The following is a 14,997-nucleotide window of genomic DNA, read 5'->3' on the forward strand; positions in this document are numbered from 1 at the left end:
GCGATGTCTGAAGTGATGATGTGGGTTGAAGCCAATCCGTGGCTGTGTGCCGGGATTGCGCTGGTGCTGCTGGGGCTGGTGTGGCTGCTGCTGTCGCGGCGGGGGCGGAGCGCGCCGGCGCGGGATTATCATGATGTTTTATCGGAGGGCGCGGGGCCGGCGCAGCGCAATTCCGCGTTGATCGATGCGCCGCCGGCGGCGGCGTTCGTCGTGCCGATTGTGGCGGATGCGCCTTTGCTGGTGCGGGGCGATGACCTGACGCGGATCAAGGGCGTGGGGCCCAAGCTGAGCCGGGTCCTGGGGGATCTGGGCGTGACGAGTTATGCGCAGATTGCCGGGTGGAGCGAGGCGGATCTGGCGGCGATCGATGCGCAACTGGGTGTGTTTGCCGGGCGGCCGAAGCGCGATGCCTGGGTCGAGCAGGCGGTTCTGCTGGCTGGGTCGGATACGGCTGCCTATGAGGCGAAGTTCGGGAAGTTGTAGGTTTTTCCTAGCCCCTCCCCTGAAGCGGCCCTGAAGCGGCCATGAAGCGGAAGGTTCAGGTTTGCTTGGCGTGGCAGCGGTGGACTATGTCGCGGGCGGGTTCGCCGGCGGTGACTTTGATCAGGCCGCCGCCGGGGAGGGTACCGGTGAACGGGCCGGCGAAGACGTCGGTGTCTTCGTTGGTGCCGTCCATGGTGCCTTGCCAGACGAAGCCACGTTGGCCCTGGAGTGGGGTGGCATCGACGGGGATGCGTACGATGCGGCGGGGGCCTTCGATCGCGAACAGCGCGCCGGCGCCGAGTTCGGCGACGATCGGGCGCGTTATCACCAGGCGGCCTTTTTCGCAGGCCAGGGTCAGCATCGCGCTGCCGCCGGGGAAGCCGAAGCGGGCGGTTTCGCCGTCTTTTGACCAGACTGCCTTGCCATCGTCATTGGCAGGGGCCGGGTCGGCGGGGGGCAGTGCGACGCGGTGCGCGTCGACCGGGCCATTGTCGGCCTGCTGCTGCGGCGCGGGTTTTGCGCAAGCGGCGATCAGGATCAGGGCGGCGAGGGCGGCGGTTTGACGAATACAAGTCACCGCGCGGCTATAATCATGGAACGCGGCGCATCACAATGCTTTGTCATTTGCCCCATTTTTTCTGCGACTTGCCATACCGGGTCTTGCGCGTGCCCGGTTTGCCTTCGTTGCTGCGGCCGATGATCGGCGCCCGAGACCCTTCAGGTCGTTCGGCTTCGGGCAGGCCCAGTTCGTTGGCTTCCATGCGGCGGATTTCGTCGCGCAGGCGGCCGGCCTCCTCGAATTCCAGATCGGCGGCGGCGGCGCGCATGCGCTTTTCCAGATCCTCGATATACGAGCGCAGATTATGGCCGACGAGGTTGTTGCGGCCTTCATCCTCGATTTCGACGAGGACGCCGTCGCGGCTGTTGGCATCGCCGATGATGTCGGCGATGTCGCGCCGGATCGTTTCGGGCGTGATGTTGTGTTCGATGTTGTAGGCGTGCTGCCGTTCGCGGCGGCGGTCGGTTTCGGCGATGGCGCGTTCCATCGATCCGGTCATGCGGTCGGCATAGAGGATCACGCGGCCATCGACATTGCGCGCGGCGCGGCCTATCGTCTGGATCAGGCTGGTTTCGCTGCGCAAAAACCCTTCCTTGTCGGCATCGAGGATGCACACCAGGCCGCATTCGGGAATGTCGAGCCCCTCGCGCAGCAGGTTGATGCCGACGAGCACGTCGTAGACGCCGCGGCGCAGATCGCGGATCAGTTCGATGCGTTCCAGCGTTTCGACATCGGAATGCATGTAGCGGACGCGCAGGCCCGCCTCGTGCATGAATTCGGTGAGGTCCTCGGACATGCGCTTGGTCAGCGTGGTGACCAGCGTGCGGTATCCGGCCTGCGCGGTCTGGCGGCATTCGTTGATGCAGTCCTGTACCTGGTCTTCGACCGGGCGGATGAACACCGGCGGGTCGATCAGGCCGGTGGGGCGGATGACCTGTTCGGCAAAGACGCCGCCGGCCTGTTCCATTTCCCAATTGGCGGGCGTTGCCGATACCGCGACGGTCTGCGGGCGCATCGCGTCCCATTCATTGAAGCGCAGCGGGCGGTTGTCGATACAACTGGGCAGGCGAAAGCCATATTCGGCGAGCGTCATCTTGCGGCGGTGATCGCCGCGCGCCATCGCGCTGACCTGGGGGACGGTCTGGTGGCTTTCGTCGAGGAACAGCAGCGCGTTTTCAGGCAGGTATTCGAACAGGGTCGGCGGCGGTTCGCCGGGCAGGCGGCCGGTGAGGAAGCGGCTGTAGTTTTCGATGCCGGCGCATGAACCAGTGGCGGCGATCATTTCGAGGTCGAAATTGGTGCGCTGTTCGAGGCGCTGGGCTTCGAGCAATTTGCCTTCGGCATTGAGCTCTTCCAGCCGGTGCTGGAGTTCGAAGCGGATGGCGTCGGCCGCCTGCTTCATCGTCGGGCCGGGGGTGACATAGTGCGAATTGGCGTAGACGCGCACTTTTTCGAGCCGCGCGGCGGATTTGCCGGTCAGCGGATCGAATTCGGCGATTTCCTCGATCTCGTCGCCAAAGAAACTGACGCGCCAGGCGGTGTCTTCGTAATGCGAGGGGAAGATTTCCAGGCTGTCGCCGCGCACGCGGAACATGCCGCGCGCAAAGGCGTGGTCGTTGCGTTTGTATTGCAGCGCGACGAGTTTGCGGATGATCTCGCGGATATCGCCGGTATCGCCTTTTTTCAGGTCGAAGATCATCGCCGAATAGGTCTCGACCGAGCCGATGCCGTAGATGCAGCTGACCGAGGCGACGATGATCACGTCGTCGCGCTCGAGCAGCGACCGGGTGGCCGAATGGCGCATGCGGTCGATCGCCTCGTTTACCGAGCTTTCCTTTTCGATGTAGGTGTCGGAGCGCGGGACATAGGCTTCAGGTTGGTAATAGTCGTAGTACGAGACGAAATACTCGACGGCGTTGTCGGGGAAGAAGCTTTTGAATTCGCCGTACAATTGCGCGGCGAGAATCTTGTTGGGCGCCAGCACCAGCGCGGGGCGCTGCAGTTCCTCGATGACTTTGGCCATCGTGAAGGTCTTGCCCGAGCCGGTGACGCCGAGCAGGACCTGCGTGCGATCGCCATCGCGCGTGGCCGCTACCAAATCGGCAATTGCGGTGGGCTGGTCACCGGCGGGCTGATAGTCCGAGACCACACGGAACGGGCGGCCGCCTTCGGATTTTACCGGCCGCTGCGGCTTGTGCGGGACGAATGTACCCGAAGTGTCTGGCTCTGCGAGCCCTCTGCGGATGACGAGTTCGGACATGGTTGTGCTGCGGGTTCCGGGGGCGGAAGGAGGGGATGACGCCAATATGGGCGTTCCTGTCCCGTTCCGCAATTGGGGGTGACAGGAAAGTATGGCGCGGCATTTCCCGTGACGGGAAAATTGCAGTTGTTTCCCGTTATGGGAAATGATATGGACCAAGTATGCGGATTATTGCCAGAAACAAGCTGGTGGCGTTCTGGACAAGGCACCCGGAAACGGAGGCTTCGTTAAAGCATTGGTTCGAGGTGACGGCTGCGGCGTCGTGGGGCAGCCCTTACGATGCCGTTTCGACATTTTCGAAGGCGAAGTCGCTCAATGGCGAGCGCGTTCGTTTTGAGGTCGCTGGTGGTGATTATCGCATGATCGTGGCGTTCGACTGGAAGAGGTCGATCGCGTTTATCAAATTTGTCGGCACGCACGCAGAATACGACAAGATCGACGCTTTGACGGTCAGCCTGTTCTGAAGAGTATTTTGGAGGTGTTCGAATGCATATCCGCCTGATCAGGAACGAGGCCCAGCACGAAGCCGCGTTGCGCGAGATCGAAACGCTGTGGGGCGCGCAAGAGGGTAGCGAAGCGGGCGACCGGCTTGATGTGCTGGTGACGCTGGTGGAAAAGTATGAAAGCGAACGGTGGCCGATCGAGCCGCTTGATCCGGTAAGCGCGATCGAGGCCGCGATGGCGATGAACGGCTATTCGCGTTCCGAGCTAGCGGCGCTGATCGGGCAGCCCAGGGCAACGGAAATTCTTGGCCGCAAGCGGGCACTGACGTTGCCGATGATTCGCAAGATCGCCAGTAAATGGCACGTTCCCGAGAAAATTCTGGTGCAGGAATACGCTATTTCCAAAACTGGATAGCGATCCATCTTTTTAGTCCAATTATAAGACGGTGCCACGGGAGAGTCTGGATGGGTTTGTTGCTGATGGGTTTGGCGTTGGCTGCGGGTTCCGAGGCCCAGCCTGTGCCTATCCTGCCGGCGACCTGGGTTACCGCTGCGGATTATCCGGCGCAGGCGTTGAAGGCGCTGCAGACCGGGGCGGTGTTTTATACGCTGACGGTAAATCCATTGGGGGCAACCGTGTTGTGCAGCGTCACGCGCTCGAGCGGGGCGGCGTTGCTGGATCTGGCGACGTGCGATCTGTTGAAAGTGCGGGCGAAGTTTGTGGCGCCAAGGGACGCTGGTGGGCAAGCGCTCGCTTCGACATATTCGGGTTCGGTGAAGTGGGTTTTGCCGGTTGTAGCGCCGGCTATTTCGCTGGCGATCGGGACATTGGCGCAAGGGGGGCGGTATCCGCCGGCGCCTGCGCGGGCTGTGGCGGGACTTGGGTTTGCGCGGCCTTCGTATGTTTCGGCGGTGCCGGCGCAGCGGTATCGTATTCCTCCGGCGGTGGTGGTTGCACCCGCGTCCACGCCGCCGGTCGATGTGGCGCAGGATGCCAAGCCGCCGGTGGATCCGGCGGTGCGGTATGGGCAGCTGGGCAACGGCCTGCGGTATGCGATCATGCGCAATGGGCTGACGTTTGATGCGACTTCGATCCGGCTGAGCGTGGCGGCGGGGTCGCTGGAGGAGACCGATGCGCAGCGGGGGTATGCGCATCTGGTCGAGCATATGATGTTTCGCGGGAGTGCCGACGTGCCCGACGGGCAGTTCGCCAAGTCGCTGGAGCGGGTCGGGTTGACGCTGGGGACCGATACCACCGCGTTTACGACGCCCGAGGCGGTGTTGTTCGGGCTGGATTTTCCTGCGGCCACGCCAACGCCGGTGGCGACCGGGCTTTTTCTGCTGCGCCAGGCGATCGACAAGGCGACGATTGCGCAGTCGGCGCTGGATTCGGAGCGGGGCGTGGTGCTGTCGGAACGGCGGTTGCGCGACGATCCGGGGCAGCGGTGGGAAGTGGCGCGCGAGGCGTTTCTGCTCGCGGGGCAGCGTGCGCCGACGCGGGTGACGATCGGCACGATCGATGCGGTCACGCATGCCGATGCGGCGGGGCTGCGCGCGTATTACGATGCGCATTTTCGGCCGGAGAAGACGTTTCTGGTCGTAGCCGGCAATGTGAACGTCGACCAGGTCGAGCATGAGATCGCGGTGGCGTTCGGCGGTTGGGCGGACAAGGGGCCAGCCGTCGCGGCGGCAGGGCAGGGGCAGGTTGTGGTGCGCGGGCCTGCGACGCATTTGTATGTTGCCCAGGATGCGCCATTTACGGTGGAGGCGGACTGGGTGTCGGATTATGACACCAGCCCCGATACGATGGCGCGCGAGAGGCGCAATCTGGCCAGCAATTATGCAGGAGCGATCCTGAGCGCGCGTCTGGCGCGGCTGGGCGAAGAGGGGAGTGCGCCGTTTGTCAGTGCGAGCGCGCAACGCGGGGCGCTGTATCATTCCGCGATGGTGACGTCGCTGTCGGCCGTGCCGAAGCTGGGGCAGATGGATGCAGCAGTCGTCGCCATGCTGGTGGAGGAGCGGCGGTTGGTGCAATACGGGATTACCGCAGCCGAGCTGGAGCGGGTGGAGCAGCATTCGCGCTCGGCCATGGTCAAATGGACGCAGAGCGCGGCAACGCGCGGGTCGGCCGAACTGGCCAATGCGATCCAGCATGCGGCGGACACCGGGGTCGTGTTTGTGTCGCCGGCACAGGGCGCGGCCAACATGACCAAAATCCTGGCGACTTTGACCCTGGCCGATGTCGATGCGGCGGCGAAGCGGATATTTTCCGGATCGGGGCCGCTGATCTTTGCCTCGGCCGGCACGGCGCCCGTTGGCGGCGAGGCCGGGCTGGCAGCGGCTGTGGCGCGGGCGCAGGCACAATCGGTCACCCCGCCCGCGGCTGTTGCGAAAATCGTGTGGCCTTATGCGAATTTCGGCGCGCCGGGGCAGATTGTCGCGCGCCGGGACATTGCGGACCTTGGCGTGACGATCGTGCATTTTGCCAATGGCACGTCGGTGACGGTGAAATCGACGTCGCAGCCCAAAGATCAGATTCTGGTCAATCTGAATTTCGGGCTGGGCCTGTCGGGGCTGCCCGATGGCCTGGAACGTTCGTATTGGCAGATCAGCGGGGGCAGCCAGACGTTTGTGGCGGGCGGATTGGGCAAAGTCGATTATGCCGATCTGCGCGAGGAATTTCCCGGGCGGCGGATCGGGCTGTCGCTGGGCGCGTCGGAAAGCCGGTTTGTGCTGGGCGGGGAGACGTCGGGGGCGGATCTCGATCTGCAATTGCAGCTGTTGACCGCTTATGCGAGCGACCCCGCCTATCGGCCTGCCGCATTCGAGCGGGCGCGGGCGCTGGCGCGCACGACGCTGGGGCAGGATCATGCAACGGCTTCGCTTGCCATGCAGTCCGACCTGTTTGCGATGTTGAGCAGTGGTGACCGGCGTTGGTCTGCGGTGCCCCGGCCAGCGGATATCGATGCGGCAAAGCCTGAAGATCTGGCGCGTATCCTGGGGCCGGCGCTGGCCGGACCGTTGAATATGGTGATCGTCGGCGATGTGCCGGTCGAGCGGGCGATTGCCGCCGCGGCGGCAACGATCGGCGCCTTGCCCAGGCGGACCGCGCGGGTCACTTCGCATGCGCAGACTTATCCCCTGGCTCCGGCCAGCCCGACCGTGGTGACGGATACCGGTGCGGCGGATGATGCGGTGGTGGTGGCGGCATGGCCGACCCCCGGATTCTTTCGACACACGCCGGATTCGCGGGCTGCGCAAGTGCTGGCCGAAGTGATGCGCGGGCGGCTGACCGACGGGTTGCGCGAAAAAGTCGGAGCGACTTATTCGCCGTCGGTGCTGATCGACCAGTCCGAGCAATCGCCAGGGTATGGGTATATTGCGGCAAATGTGGAATTGAAGCCGGGGCAATCCGGGCTGTTTTTCGCAACGATCGGTGCGATTGCCGATGATCTGATGAAAACGCCGGTTTCGGTCGAGGAGCTGGGGCGGGCGCGTGAGCCGTTGCTCGATACCAGCCGCCAGAAAATGCATGTGATTTCGTATTGGGCATACGGGCTGATCGGTGCCGATGAGGATCCGCGGCTGATGGATGTGATGCGGACGCGGCTGTCGGATCTGGCGGCGGTGAAGCCCGAGGATATTCAACGGTTGGCGCGCGCGTATTTTGCCGGGGTGACGCCGTACCGGATCATTTTCAAAGCGGCTGGCCAATAGCACATACGTCGGAAAATTCCGGTGAATTGCGCGTTCTTGACACAAATTTGAAACAAACCGAAATATGTGGCGTTCACCCGGAGTACACGGCAAAACGGTGCACTTATGGATATGACCCCGCGCCTTTCCTTTTCGATGTCTAGATTCGGGTCTAAATTCGGGCCCAAAATCGGTGATGCCCGCGTTTCGCGGCTGCCCGACCGGGGCGTGGCCGAGGTGTTGCGCGATTGGCAGCGCGAGGTTTCGCGGCGGGGCGGGCTGGCGTTTCAGCCGCGCCCGAGCGAGGCGCGCGGGCCGGCCTGGCCGCGGTTGCTCAGCGAATTGAAGACGCCGTACGAGATGTGGCGTGCGGGGCGGGCCGAGCGGCGCGATCCGGTGGCGTTGCCGGCACCGGCCTTGTCGCGCCCGGTGATGCTGTTGCCGGGGTTCGGCACGCATCCCGCGCGCATGAACGGGTTGCGTCATGCGCTGGAGGGCGCGGGGCACCGCGTTTCCGATTGGGGACTGGGGTTCAACTTCGGGCCGAGTGCGGATCGGTTCGACCGGTTGTGCGAGCGGGTTGTGACGTTGGCGCGGCGCGAAGGTGCGCCGCTGGTGCTGGTCGGGTGGAGCCTGGGCGGGTTGTTTGCGCGTGAGATTGCGCATCGGCATCCCGAGGCGGTGGCGATGGTCATCACGATGGGCTCGCCGTTTTCGGGCGATCGGCGGGCGAACAATGCGTGGCGCGCGTACCAGGCGATTACCGGGCATACGGTCGATGCGCCGCCGGTGGGGGACCAGTTTTTCGGGCTTAAGCCACCGGTGCCGACGGTGGCGCTGTGGAGCCCGCGCGACGGGATCGTTTCGCCGCGCAGTTCGTGCGGACGGCCTGGCGAGCGCGACCGGGCGGTGGCCCTGCGGTGTACGCATCTGGGGTTTGCCGGGCATCCGGATGTGGCGCGGGCTGTGGCGAGCGTGATCATGACGCTGGATCAGGATAACGGCTGAACGAGCCGTGGGTTTCCATGCCCGTGTTTTCGTGCCCGCATCGTAATCTGATTTCGATGCGGATCAGGCGCGCTGCGCTTGCAGGCGCCCGATCCCGGTTATTTGGTCCTTATTGTTCGGGCGGCGCGCAACGGGTGTGGTCGCCCGCTTCGCAGGCCGCGACATCGGCGTGCCAGAGTGCCATGTCACGCCTGTATTGCGCGACATCCGCGTGGTGGGCAGCCGCTGCGTCGTGGTATGCGGCGACGTTGTTTTCCCAGCGGTGCATGGCGGCATTGTAATGGCGCTGGTTGGCCTCGTTCTGGTCGACCTGGCTTGCGGCGGCCTGCGCTTCTGCCCCGTTCAGCGCTGCGCGCTCCTGCTCGGGCGAAGGCGCGCTTGCGGGCGCCTGTTGCGCAGTTGCGGTCGTCACGGTCATGATGGCTGCGGCGACTGCAAGGAACGATGCGGTCATGGCTTTCGGTTTCATAACTGCTCCATTGTCGATTCTGTGGGACAAAACCAGAAAGGAGGGGGCGCAGATGCGACTCACTTTCCGGGCGGTCTGGATGGATTTGCAAACGTCGCGTGGACGCGTTTGTTCCGATTTTGCACGGTGCGGGCGTGGTGGTTTGGGGGTTTTTGCACCTGTTACCGTAAATCCCGAAATTCACCAGGACACGCCGTTCGCCGTGCGTCGCCGCTACGGTTGTATCATGAGGCGCCGCCCCTCCACCACCCTGCGGGCGGTCCCCCTCCCCGTGCCGGGGAGGATTTTGTTGGGGCTTGGCAATTTGTTCGGCATCGCGGCATAGTCTTTGGCGATGCGTGTGGGGGTTGTGATGGTGGTGGCGGATCGGGTTGATGGCGCAGACGTGATGGCCCGCGCGGCGTGGCGGATTATTCCGTTGCTGGGGCTGGCCTATATGATCGCGTTCATGGACCGGTCGAATATCAGTTTTGCCGCAAAGACGATGAATGCCGATCTGGGGTTTTCGGCGACGGTATACGGCATTGGCGGGGGGGTGTTTTTCCTGTCGTATGCGCTGTTCGAGGTGCCTTCGAACATTTTGCTGGAGCGGGTGGGGGCGCGGCGCTGGATTGCGCGGATCATGGTCAGCTGGGGCGTGATTGCTGCGGCGATGATGTTTGTGCACACCGCCTGGCAGTTTTATGTGCTGCGGTTTTTGCTGGGGCTGGCCGAGGCGGGGTTTTTTCCGGGGGTGATTTTCTATCTGTCGCTGTGGTTTCCGCGTGCGGCGCGGGGGCGGGCGATCAGCCGGTTTTATATTTCGGGGCCGTTGACGCGCGTCGTCATGGGCGTGGTGTCGGTGTGGTTGCTGGAGGCCAATGGCGCAGGCGGTTTGCGCGGGTGGCAGTGGCTGTTTCTGGTCGAGGGGTTGCCCGCCGTGGGCGTCGGGCTGCTGGTGCTGTGGTTGTTGCCGGAGGAGCCGGCGCGGGTGGCGTGGTTATCGCAGGCCGAGAAGGACTGGCTGGCGGGGGAATTGGCGGCGGATGGCGCGCGGAACGGGCCGGGGCATGACCGGCGGGTGTTGCGCGCGTTGCGGCTGCCGGCGGTGATGTTGCTGGGCGCGGTCGGGTTTCTCACCACGTGTGCGTATTATACGTTCACGTTGTCAGAGCCGCAGATCCTGGGGGCGGTGACCGGGTGGTCGGTGAAATCGGTGGGGTATCTGGTCAGCGTCGGCGGGTTGGCCGGGGCGGCGGGGATGCTGTTCACCGGGTGGGCGTCGGACCGGGCCGGGTCGCGCATGCCGTTCATGGTCGGCAGTACGGCGCTGGTCTTGCTGGGGTATGTGCTGTTTGCAACGAGCGGCGGCGTGGTCAGCGGGCTGTTTGCCTATGCGTGTTATGTTGCGTGCTGGGGGTCGGTCACGCTGTCGGTGTGGATGGTGTGCACCGATCTGGTCGGGAGCCGGGACATGGCGGTGGCGACCGCGATGGTCAATGCGATGAGCCAGGCGGGCGCGTTTTTCGGGCCGATCGCATGGGGCATCGCGCGCGACCGTACCGGCAGCTATCATGCGGGGCTGTGGGGGCTGGCGGCGGTGCAGGTGCTGGCGTTGCTGTGTGTGGGGGCGATTGCGCGCTATCGGCGCAGCGCCATGCCGACTGCGGTTTGACGCAGAATTTGCCAAAAAGGGCGTTGCCGCCGTTTGGCAGTGCTGAAAGGGATGGAGGAACACGGGGCCGCTTGCCGGGTTTGCAATCCTGTGCAAGCAAGGGGATGCTTCGATGACCATGTGCGGGATGAGCCGATGAACCAGAATACTGCTCAATCCCAGTCCCAGTCACAATCCCAGTCGCAATCTCAATCCCAGTCGCAGTCGCAATCCCAGTCCCAGTCCCAATCTTCGGGCATAGTACCGGGTTATGACGAGATGCTGGATGCGGACGGCCGGGTGCGGCCGGCCTATGCGGGGTACACCGAGTGGCTCGATGCGCAGGCGCCCGGGCTGCTGAAGCGCAAGGGCATCGAGGCCGAGGCTTTTTTCCGGCGCACCGGGATCACGTTCAACGTGTATGGCGCGGCCGATGCCGAGGAGCGGCTGATCCCGTTTGATTCGGTGCCGCGCATCATCACTGCCCAGCAATGGCGCAAATTGTCGCGCGGGATCGACCAGCGGGTGCGTGCGTTGAATGCGTTTCTGCACGATCTGTATCATCGGCAGGAAATCGTGCGTGCGGGGCGCGTGCCCGAACGGCTGTTGCGCGGCAACGCCGCGTATCTGTCGCAGATGGCCGGATTTACGCCGCCGGGCGGGGTGTATACGCATATCGTCGGGGTCGATCTGGTGCGCACCGGCGAAGACGATTTCATGGTGCTGGAAGATAATGCGCGCACGCCCTCGGGGGTCTCCTACATGCTGGAGAACCGCGAGACGATGATGGCGATGTTTCCCGAACTGTTTACGCGCGTGCGGGTGCGCGAGGTTTCGGATTATCCGCGGCGGTTGGCGCGCAGTCTGGCGGCGTGTGCGCCGCCTGCGTTCAACGGTTCGGCGTTTTCCGGCGACAAGCCGACCGTTGCGGTGCTGACACCTGGCATCCACAATTCGGCGTATTACGAGCATGCGTTCCTGGCCGACCAGATGGGAGCCGAGCTGGTCGAGGGCAGCGATCTGAAAGTCATCGGCGGGCGCGTGGCGATGCGCACCACGCGCGGGTGGCAGCCGGTCGATGTGATCTATCGCCGGGTCGATGACGATTATCTCGATCCCTTGTCGTTCAATCCCGGCAGTGTGCTGGGCGTGGCGGGAATCATGGATGTGTATCGCGCGGGCGGGATCACGATCGCCAATGCGCCGGGCACCGGGATTTCCGATGACAAGGCGATCTACAGCTTCATGCCCGAAATCGTCGAGTTTTATACCGGCGAGAAACCGATCCTGGCCAATGTGCCGACGTGGCGCTGTTCGGAGCCCGATGCGCTGGCGTACGTGATGGAGCACCTGGCCGAATTGGTGGTGAAGGAAGTGCATGGGTCGGGCGGGTACGGGATGCTGATCGGGCCGACGTCTTCGAAAAAGGAAATTGCGGCGTTTTCGGCAAAATTGCTGGCGCGGCCGGACAATTATATCGCCCAGCCGACCCTGGCGCTGTCGACCGTGCCGATCTTTACCAAGGCGGGACTGGCGCCGCGCCATGTTGATCTGCGGCCGTATGTGCTGGTCAGCCCGCATGGCATCGATATCACGCCAGGCGGACTGACCCGGGTGGCTTTGAAAAAAGGGTCGCTGGTGGTCAATTCGTCGCAGGGCGGCGGGACAAAAGACAGTTGGGTTCTTGATGATTGACGAGAGCGGAGAACAAGTGAACGCGGCATGTTAGGCAGATCGGGCAACGGCATATTCTGGCTGTTCCGCTATCTCGAGCGGGCGGAAAATACCGCGCGGCTGATCGAGGCGGGGTTTCGCATGGCGCTGACTCGCGACAGCGGCGCCGCAAGCGAGGAATGGGGCAGCGTACTGACCACACTGGGCATGCAGAGCGCGTACAAGGCGCGGCATGGCAACGATGTGACCGGGTATCAAGTGTTCAATTACCTGCTGCGCGACCGGGACAATTCGGCAAGCGTGCTGGCGATGATCGAGCTGGCGCGGACCAATGCGCGCATGGTGCGCACCGGGATCACGCGCGAAGTGTGGGAAGCGGTCAACGAAAGCTGGATGATCCTGCGCGAGGTGCTGGCGCGGCCGGTGACCGAGACGCGGCTTGGCGTGGTGCTCGATGCGATCCGGCGGCAGGCGACGCTGGTACGCGGCGCGATGGAAGGCACGATGCTGCGCAACGACATTTATGACTTTGCCGGGATCGGGACATTCATCGAACGCGCGGACAACACCGCGCGCATTCTGGATGTAAAATACTATGTGCTGTTGCCCAGCCTGTCGGCAGTGGGCACGAGCCTCGACAATGTGCAGTGGGAAAACGTGTTGCGCTCGGTTGCGGGCGAGCGGGCGTATCGCTGGCTGAATGCCGGACAGATGGATCCGCGCGGGATTGCCTCGTTTCTGATCCTGGATCGGCGGTTTCCGCGCAGCCTGGCATTTTGCTATGCCGAATTGCGCGGGCATCTGGCGTATCTGGCCGATGCCTATGGGTTTGAGACCGAGGCGCACCAGATCCTGCATGACAAGGACGAGCGGCTGGCGGGCCTGGATATCGAGACGATCTTCGACCAGGGGCTGCACCAGTTCATCGGCGAATTTCTCGCCTGCAACCACCGGCTCGCGCAACAGATCCAGCGCGATTACCGGTTCGTCGAATGATGGGGGCGTAACGCGATGCGGCTGGCGATCGACCATGTCACCACATACCATTTTGCGGGCCCCGTGCGGCAGGGGCTGCAGCGACTGCGGCTGAGCCCGATGAACGGGCCGGGGCAGACGGTGGAGACGTGGGATATCGCGTGCGATGGAGGCACGATCGAGGCAAGCTATGACGACGAAAATACCGACCGGGTGACGCTGATCGCGATCGCGCCGGGCGCGACGGCGGTAACGATCCGCGCGCACGGGGTGATCGAGACGCGCGATTGCGCCGGCGTGTTCGGACGCCAGACCGGGTATCTGCCGATGTGGCATTTCGAGCGGCCGACTGCGCTGACCAGGGCGGGCGCAGGGGTGCGGGCGCTGTGCGAGCGATTGAAGGCCGAGGGCAAGGTCGGGAATGACCGGCTGGCAACGTTGCACGCGCTGTCTGACCGGGTGGCAGAGGCGGTGGCGTATGAGCCGGGGCATACCGATGTGGCGACGACGGCGGAGGGCGCCCTGGCGGCGGCGCGCGGCGTGTGCCAGGACCAGGCGCATGTGTTTATTGCAGCGGCGCGGTGGCTGGGTATTCCGGCGCGCTATGTCAGCGGGTATCTACTGATCGACGCATGCGAGGATCAGGACGCGGGGCACGGCTGGGCCGAAGGGTTTGTCGAAGGGCTGGGCTGGGTCGGATTCGATGTGGCCAATGCGATCTGTCCCGATGATCGCTATGTGCGCGTGGCGTCGGGGCGGGATTATGACGAGGCCGCGCCGGTAAAGGGGATGACGTATACCGTGGCGCTGGGTGGCGGGGCGCGTGATGTGGAGCGGATGACGATCGCGCTGAACGTCAAGGCACTGGAAAGCGTTTGAATTGTTGGTTGTGAAGGTGAGCGGGACTTCGAAACCGTAGGTTATCTGATTTTCTTTGGTATTGCGAATCGCGCCGGGGCGCTATGAGCCCGTTAACGATTTGGCCGGGATAGCTTTTATGACATATTGCGTGGGCATGATGCTCGATGCCGGCCTCGTGCTGATGAGCGACACGCGGACCAATGCCGGTGTCGACAAGATTTCCGTATTTCGCAAGATGTTCAGCTGGCACGTGCCCGATGAGCGCTCGATCGTGATGATGACCGCGGGCAATCTGGCGACGACGCAATCGGTGATCAGCCAGCTGGAAGAGCGGGGCAAGGTGCCCGACGACCGGCATCCGACGATCCTGGAAGCGCAGACGATGTTCCAGGTCGCCACCGAAGTGGGGCGGATGTTGCGCCGGGTGGTCGAGCAGCCGGGCGAATTTCCCGAGCCAGGTGACGGGCCGCAGGCGGAAGGTGCGCGGTTTACCGCCTCGATCATCCTGGCCGGGCAGATCAAGGGCATGGAGCCACGGCTGTTCCTGATTTACCCCGAAGGCAATTTTATCGAGGCCAGTTTTGACTCGCCGTTTTTCCAGATCGGCGAGACCAAGTATGGCCGACCGATCCTGTTGCGCGGGTATGACCGGGCAATGCCGTTCGCAGACGCGGTGAAGCTGTTGATGGTGTCGTTCGATTCGACGCTGGCGGCCAATCTTTCAGTCGGGCTGCCGTTTGATCTGATGGTGCTGGCGCGCGACCGGATGGAGCCGATCCATCAGCGCCGGATCGTGGCCGATGATCCGTATTTCCGCACGATTTCGCGCGGGTGGGGCGATGCGTTGCGCCGCGCGTTTCAGTCGTTGCCGGCGTATGATCTGGCGACCGGCGGGGCGGCCGAAGCGGTTACGACCGGCTCCGAAGTTAAGTAACT

General features: G+C 63.7%; 13 protein-coding genes. 10 read left to right on the forward strand and 3 right to left on the reverse strand.

Annotated features, from left to right (window positions below):
• Window positions 1-3 precede the first annotated feature (3 nt).
• A complete protein-coding gene (locus ACOOE2_RS05350; RefSeq protein ID WP_420381984.1) occupies window positions 4-483 on the forward strand; it encodes a hypothetical protein in 480 nt (159 codons plus the stop codon).
• 55 nt (window positions 484-538) lie between these two features.
• Here the strand turns inward: ACOOE2_RS05350 and ACOOE2_RS05355 are convergent, their stop codons facing one another.
• On the reverse strand, window positions 539-1,060 hold the full coding sequence (locus ACOOE2_RS05355) for a hypothetical protein (RefSeq protein ID WP_420381985.1): 522 nt from the start codon (window positions 1,058-1,060) through the stop codon (window positions 539-541).
• A gap of 43 nt (window positions 1,061-1,103) precedes the next feature.
• Window positions 1,104-3,302 carry an excinuclease ABC subunit UvrB gene (gene uvrB, locus ACOOE2_RS05360; protein WP_420381986.1) on the reverse strand — a complete coding sequence of 733 codons (2,199 nt, stop codon included), beginning with the start codon at window positions 3,300-3,302 and terminating at the stop codon, window positions 1,104-1,106.
• Window positions 3,303-3,463: 161 nt separating this feature from the next.
• On the opposite strand from uvrB, the gene ACOOE2_RS05365 reads away from it, so the two are divergent.
• The 4 genes from ACOOE2_RS05365 to ACOOE2_RS05380 all read left to right on the forward strand — a co-directional run bounded on the left by ACOOE2_RS05365 (window position 3,464) and on the right by ACOOE2_RS05380 (window position 8,449).
• Window positions 3,464-3,766, forward strand: coding sequence for a type II toxin-antitoxin system HigB family toxin (locus tag ACOOE2_RS05365; protein WP_420381987.1), 303 nt, complete (start codon window positions 3,464-3,466; stop codon window positions 3,764-3,766).
• Between the two features lie 22 nt (window positions 3,767-3,788).
• Entirely contained in the window at window positions 3,789-4,160 is a 372-nt protein-coding gene (locus tag ACOOE2_RS05370; RefSeq protein ID WP_420381988.1) for a helix-turn-helix domain-containing protein, read from the forward strand.
• A 50-nt stretch (window positions 4,161-4,210) separates the two neighbouring features.
• Entirely contained in the window at window positions 4,211-7,462 is a 3,252-nt protein-coding gene (locus ACOOE2_RS05375) for an insulinase family protein (protein WP_420381989.1), read from the forward strand.
• Window positions 7,463-7,597: 135 nt separating this feature from the next.
• Complete coding sequence (locus tag ACOOE2_RS05380) at window positions 7,598-8,449, forward strand: esterase/lipase family protein (RefSeq protein ID WP_420381990.1); 852 nt, start codon at window positions 7,598-7,600, stop codon at window positions 8,447-8,449.
• A 109-nt stretch (window positions 8,450-8,558) separates the two neighbouring features.
• On the opposite strand, the gene ACOOE2_RS05385 is transcribed toward ACOOE2_RS05380, so the two are convergent.
• Window positions 8,559-8,918 (reverse strand): hypothetical protein, encoded by a 360-nt coding sequence (locus ACOOE2_RS05385; RefSeq protein WP_420381991.1) that lies wholly within the window; start codon window positions 8,916-8,918, stop codon window positions 8,559-8,561.
• A 334-nt stretch (window positions 8,919-9,252) separates the two neighbouring features.
• Here ACOOE2_RS05385 and ACOOE2_RS05390 point away from each other — a divergent pair, with 334 nt between their 5' ends.
• From ACOOE2_RS05390 to ACOOE2_RS05410, 5 genes are all read left to right on the forward strand, one after another.
• A complete protein-coding gene (locus ACOOE2_RS05390; RefSeq protein WP_420381992.1) occupies window positions 9,253-10,572 on the forward strand; it encodes an MFS transporter in 1,320 nt (439 codons plus the stop codon).
• A 258-nt stretch (window positions 10,573-10,830) separates the two neighbouring features.
• On the forward strand, window positions 10,831-12,246 hold the full coding sequence (locus ACOOE2_RS05395; protein WP_420381993.1) for a circularly permuted type 2 ATP-grasp protein: 1,416 nt from the start codon (window positions 10,831-10,833) through the stop codon (window positions 12,244-12,246).
• A 27-nt stretch (window positions 12,247-12,273) separates the two neighbouring features.
• The gene (locus ACOOE2_RS05400) at window positions 12,274-13,221 is read left to right on the forward strand and encodes an alpha-E domain-containing protein (RefSeq protein WP_420381994.1); all 948 of its coding nucleotides are present in this window, start codon (window positions 12,274-12,276) and stop codon (window positions 13,219-13,221) included.
• 15 nt (window positions 13,222-13,236) lie between these two features.
• A complete protein-coding gene (locus ACOOE2_RS05405; RefSeq protein WP_420381995.1) occupies window positions 13,237-14,079 on the forward strand; it encodes a transglutaminase family protein in 843 nt (280 codons plus the stop codon).
• A 118-nt stretch (window positions 14,080-14,197) separates the two neighbouring features.
• The gene (locus tag ACOOE2_RS05410; protein ID WP_420381996.1) at window positions 14,198-14,995 is read left to right on the forward strand and encodes a peptidase; all 798 of its coding nucleotides are present in this window, start codon (window positions 14,198-14,200) and stop codon (window positions 14,993-14,995) included.
• Window positions 14,996-14,997: the final 2 nt, after the last annotated feature.

This window comes from Novosphingobium sp. (assembly GCF_965214355.1).
In the GTDB taxonomy this organism is placed as follows: Bacteria; Pseudomonadota; Alphaproteobacteria; order Sphingomonadales; family Sphingomonadaceae; genus Novosphingobium.